Annotated in this window: 3 protein-coding genes and 1 pseudogene; all 4 read left to right on the top strand. The window is 70.1% G+C overall.

The window, feature by feature from the left end; translation table 11 throughout:
• Window positions 1–815: pseudogene (locus tag NHL53_RS14480) on the top strand (choice-of-anchor G family protein); the annotation flags it as partial.
• Between the two features lie 85 nt (window positions 816–900).
• Window positions 901–1,680, top strand: a complete 780-nt coding sequence (locus tag NHL53_RS14475; RefSeq protein ID WP_433777600.1) for a DUF5819 family protein — start codon at window positions 901–903, stop codon at window positions 1,678–1,680.
• Complete coding sequence (locus NHL53_RS14470; protein ID WP_433777599.1) at window positions 1,677–2,927, top strand: HTTM domain-containing protein; 1,251 nt, start codon at window positions 1,677–1,679, stop codon at window positions 2,925–2,927. Before NHL53_RS14475 ends, NHL53_RS14470 begins: the two co-directional genes overlap by 4 nt.
• A 194-nt stretch (window positions 2,928–3,121) precedes the next feature.
• On the top strand, window positions 3,122–5,163 hold a 2,042-nt coding region (locus NHL53_RS14465; RefSeq protein WP_433777598.1), incomplete at its 3' end, for an acyl-CoA dehydrogenase family protein.

Below are 5,163 nucleotides of genomic sequence, written 5' to 3'. Positions count from 1 at the left end.
GTGCGGACGAGACCGAGGCTGGTGCGGACGAGACCGAGGCTGGTGCGGACGAGACCGAGGCTGGCGCGGACGAGACCGAGGCCGGTGCGGACGAGACCGAGGCCGGTGCGGACGAGACCGAGGCCGGTGCGGACGAGACCGAGGCCGGTGCGGACGAGACCGAGGCTGGCGCGGACGAGACCGAGGCTGGCGCGGACGAGACCGAGGCTGGCGCGGACGAGACCGAGGCCGGAGCCGACGAGGCTGGCGCGGACGAGTCGGGTGCCGACGAGTCTGAGGCGGGTGCGAACGAGGATGAGGGCGCTGACGCGAACGAGTCCGAGGACGCCGCTGCCAACGAGGACGACGACGCCGACGCTTCGGCTGACGCGGACGCCGCTGCCGACGAGGCCGGCGAGGCGGGTGACGACGACAGCGCCATCTCGATGGAGCTCGAGTACGAGACCCGTACGCACGGTCAGACGCAGATCGCTTACGGCTACGGCTTCCAGCCGGGCGAGACCGTGACGGGAACCATGTTCTCGGCTCCGGTCGACCTCGGTGAGCAGGTCGCCGACGCCCAGGGCGAGGTCGTCTTCACCTGGACGATTCAGGACGGCACGCAGACCGGCGACCACCGCGTCGAGCTGGCCGGTGCCGACTCCGGCACCGTCTCCGACACCTTCAAGGTCGTCGTGAAGGCGCCGGGCGGCGGTCTGGCCCCGACGGGTGGCGATGTCACCGGTCTGGTCCTGCCGATCGCCGTGCTGATGCTCCTCGCGGGCACCGTGCTCTACGCGACGATGCGTCGCAAGGGCGCCGCTCTCAGCGAGTGAGTAGTCTCTCACTGAGTCGATAGATGGCTCGTGGCGGTCCGGGGTGATTCCCGGGCCGCCACGAGCCGTTCTCCTGGATGGATCCATGACACACACACCCCCTGCTCCGAGCGCCACCCGCCGCGGTCGGCCCCTGCGCCGCATCGTCCTCGTGGTGCTCTCTCTGCTGACGGCCTGGCACATCTTCGCGACGTTCCTCTGGGTCGCCCCCGACTCGCACCTGCGCGACATCGTGCCGGGGGAGAAGACGCTCAGCGGCTACATGCTCCCGATGTTCGGGCAGGGGTGGAGCGTCTTCGCTCCCTCGCCCGTCAACGGCGACTACCGCGTCGAGGTCCGCGCGGCCTACGAGGACGAGACCGGAGAGGTCGTCGAGACCGACTGGGTCGATGCGACCGCCGTCGAGCGGTCGCGCGCCCACCACCACCTCGCCCCCTCGCGGTCGGCGAAGCTGAGCATCGTCTACGGTCAGCGCCTCTACAAGGCGTACGGCGACCTCGACGACGCGCAGAAGGAGATCGTCGGGTACAACTACTTCAAGGACGACTGGGAGACCCGCCAGCGCGACGCCCTGGAGGGCGACGACAAGGAGGCCTCCGGATACATCCGCGACGAGCGCCGGGTGATCGCCTACGCGACGCAGGTGGCCTACGCCGTCTGGGGAGAGCAGGACTTCTCGCGCGTGCAGGTGCGCGTCTCGCGCCAGGCCATCGTCCCCTTCGACGAGCGCGACAACCCCGACTACGAGCGCAAGGATCCGATCGTGCGCGACATCGGGTGGCGGGCCCCCGTCGAACGCGAGGGGCAGTCGCGCGACGACTTCGCCTCGTACTTCTGCTCGGCCCCGCTGGAGGTCTGCGAATGAACATCGTCACCGCGGCTGTCCGCACCGCCGGGTCGCTCATCGTGCGGGCGTTCGACAGCATCGTCGACGTCGTCGTGCGGATCCTCTCGTTCATCGAGTCGTGGGTGCTCGACGCCAAGCACGCGCAGTACGGGGTCGCCGTCACGCGCATCCTGCTGGGCGTCGCCGGGCTCGGCATCCTCCTGTCCAACTTCGGGGCGCGCTCCTATCTTCTGGGCGCTGGAAGCGCCTGGACCGGTCAGGTCGTCGAGCCGATCAGCGCGCTGCCCGACGTGTGGATCTTCAGCTCCGCGTCGCAGGTGGTCGGGAACACGACGCTGCTGACGATCTTCTTCCTCGTCGTGATCCTCCTCGCCCTGCTCGTCATCGTGGGCTGGCGCGGCCGGGTCACACTGCCGCTCTTCCTGTGCCTCTACGTCGGCCTCATCGAGATGGAGAACTACACGGGAGACCAGGGAGACAACGCGTTCCGGATCCTGTTCTTCTTCCTGCTGTTCACGGATCACTCCGCGCGCTTCTCGCTCGACGCCCGCCGCCGCGCGAAGCCGCGCGTGGGATCCAGCCGCGTGCTGCGGGTCATCGACGGCGAGCCCTTCCTCCCCGTATGGTTCACGAACGCGCTGCACAACCTCGCGCTCGTCATCATCACGGTGCAGGTGTGCTTCATCTACGCCGCGGGCGCGCTGTTCAAGGCCGGCGGAGACCCGTGGAAGAACGGCACGGCCGTCTACAACGCCCTGACGGTCGAGCGGTACGCGATCTGGCCCGAGATCAACGAGCTCATCACGGCGTGGGCCCCCATGGCCGCCGCCGCCGCGGTGGGATCGATCGTGCTGCAGATGTCGTTCCCGTTCATGCTCCTCAACCGCTTCACGCGGATCATCGCGCTGTTCGGGATCCTCAGCTTCCACGTCGCCATCGGACTGTTCATGGGGCTGCCGTGGTTCTCGATGACGATGATCGCCGCCGACGCGATCTTCATCCGCGACAAGACATACGTGCGGTTCGGCGAGATCGTGCGCGACACCTGGAGATCCGTGCGCGGAGGGCCGTCGCGACCCCGAGGACCGAAGGGCGGCCCGGCCGGGGGCGGGCCCGCGTCGACCGCGGCTCAGCCGGCGGCGCCGGCCGAGGCTCCCGTGTCCTCGGATGAGCACCGCCCCTCGCCCGCATCCGGCGCGCCGGAGCGCGAGCCCGCGGGGACGGCGTCCGCCGCAGCGGGGCCCGCGAGCCGCCGCGACGGCTGACCGGGCGACGGCACGCGACGAGGGGAGGGAGCCGCACGGCTCCCTCCCCTCGTCGCGTGCTGTGCACAGCGCACACCCGGGGTCCGCACCCGCTCCGCCGATCCTTGTGTCAGAGAGACAAAGGATCCGCCCGAGCGTGCACGAAGTCGTAGATTGTGGAGCATCCCACCCTCCACGATCCGAGAGGACATCCCGTGGCTGACGCTGCTGTTCGCCCCGAGAAGGCATCCGCCGACTCCGCTCCGACGTCGATCGACGTCGACGCCCTCACCCCCGTGCTGCTCGGCACCTGGCGCGACGTGCGCCTCGAGGCCCGAGAGATGATCAAGGACGAGGCGTTCTGGCGCATCGAGGGCCAGCACTACCTCGAGCACCGCGAGCGCGTGCTCGAGCAGTGCCGCCTGCTCGCGCAGAAGGGCGCGGGCGGTCGCGCGTTCCCGAAGGAGTACGGCGGAGGCGACACCCAGGGCGGCAACCTCGCCGGGTTCGAGGAGCTCGTGCTCGCCGACCCCAGTCTGCAGATCAAGTCGGGCGTGCAGTGGGGGCTGTTCACGTCCGCGATCTTCCAGCTCGGCACGAAGGAGCACCACGACCGCTGGCTGCCCGACGCCATGACCCTCGACCTGCCCGGCGCCTTCGCGATGACCGAGACCGGGCACGGATCCGACGTGCAGGCGATCGGCACGACCGCCACCTACGACCCAGACGCGGAGGAGTTCGTGATCCACACGCCCTTCCGCGGGGCGTACAAGGACTACCTCGGCAACGCGGCGACCCACGGCCGCGCCGCCACCGTGTTCGCACAGCTCATCACGGGAGGCGTGAACTACGGCGTGCACTGCTTCTTCGTGCCGATCCGCGACGAGAACGGCGAGAACCTCCCGGGCGTGACGAGCGAGGACGACGGCCCGAAGGGCGGCCTCAACGGCATCGACAACGGCCGTCTCGCGTTCGACCAGGTGCGCGTCCCGCGCGAGAACCTCCTCAACCGGTACGGCGACGTCGCCGCCGACGGCACCTATTCGAGCCCGATCTCCAGCCCCGGCCGGCGCTTCTTCACGATGCTCGGCGCGCTCGTCCAGGGGCGCGTCTCGCTCGACGGCGCCTCGACCTGGGGAGCGGCCCTCGCGCTGAAGATCGCCGTGACCTACGCCAACCAGCGACGTCAGTTCGACGGGGCGAACGGCGAGGAGGTGCTGCTGCTCGACTACGGCAAGCACCAGCGCCGCCTCCTGCCGCGCATCGCGACCGTCTACGCGCAGATCTTCGCCCACGACGAGCTGCTGAAGAAGTTCGACGGCGTGTTCAGCGGCGCGACCGACACCGACGAGAACCGGCAGGATCTCGAGACCCTCGCCGCCGCCCTCAAGCCCCTCTCCACCTGGAACGCGCTCGACACGGTCCAGGAGGCGCGCGAGGCGTGCGGCGGCCAGGGCTACCTCGCGGAGAACCGCCTCGTCGGGCTGCACCAGGACCTCGACGTGTACGCGACGTTCGAGGGCGACAACAACGTGCTGCTGCAGCTCGTCGGCAAGCGCCTGCTGGGCGACTTCGGCAAGCAGTTCTCCGGCAAGGACACCCGCCAGCTCGCCGCCTACGCCGCCAAGCAGGGGGCGTCGAAGTTCTTCCACGGCGCGGGCCTGCGCCGCCTCGGGCAGACGGTCGCCGACTTCGGATCGACCGCGCGCTCCGTCGAGCTCGGGCTGCGCGGCGACGACCAGCACGAGCTGCTCGCCGGGCGCGTGCAGCAGAAGGTGTCCGACGTGGGCACGCGCCTCGCCGCCGCGCGGAAGATGTCGCCGGCCGACGGCGAGCGGCTGTTCAACGAGAACCAGGTCGACCTGCTCGACGCCGCCCGCGCGCACGCGGAGCTGCTGCAGTGGGAGGCGTTCAGCGACGGCCTCGAGCAGGTCTCCGACGAGGGCACACGCACCGTGCTCACCTGGGTGCGCGACCTGTTCGGCCTCTCGCTCATCGAGAAGGATCTCACCTGGTATCTGCTCAACGGCCGCCTCTCGACCCAGCGCGCCGCGGCCGTGTCGTCCTACATCGACCGGCTCTGCCTGCGTCTGCGCCCCCACGCCCAGGACCTCGTCGACGCGTTCGGGTTCGCGCCCGAGCACGTGCGCGCCCCCATCGCCCTCGGCGACGAGGACGCGCGTCAGGACGAGGCGCGCGCCTACATCGCCGACCTGCGCCGGTCCGGCGAGGCTCCCGTCTCGGAGAAGGAGCTGAA

It is taken from the genome of Microbacterium sp. gxy059 (assembly GCF_050958665.1).
Lineage (GTDB): Bacteria > Actinomycetota > Actinomycetes > Actinomycetales > Microbacteriaceae > Microbacterium.
The sequence above is the reverse complement of the archived record's forward strand: the minus strand, read 5'-3'. Positions and strand labels throughout refer to the sequence as shown.

Coding starts and splice junctions, on each gene's coding strand:
- NHL53_RS14475 (WP_433777600.1), top strand. CDS start 901: ATGACACACACACCCCCTGCTCCGAGCGCCACCCGCCGCGGTCGGCCC.
- NHL53_RS14470 (WP_433777599.1), top strand. CDS start 1,677: ATGAACATCGTCACCGCGGCTGTCCGCACCGCCGGGTCGCTCATCGTG.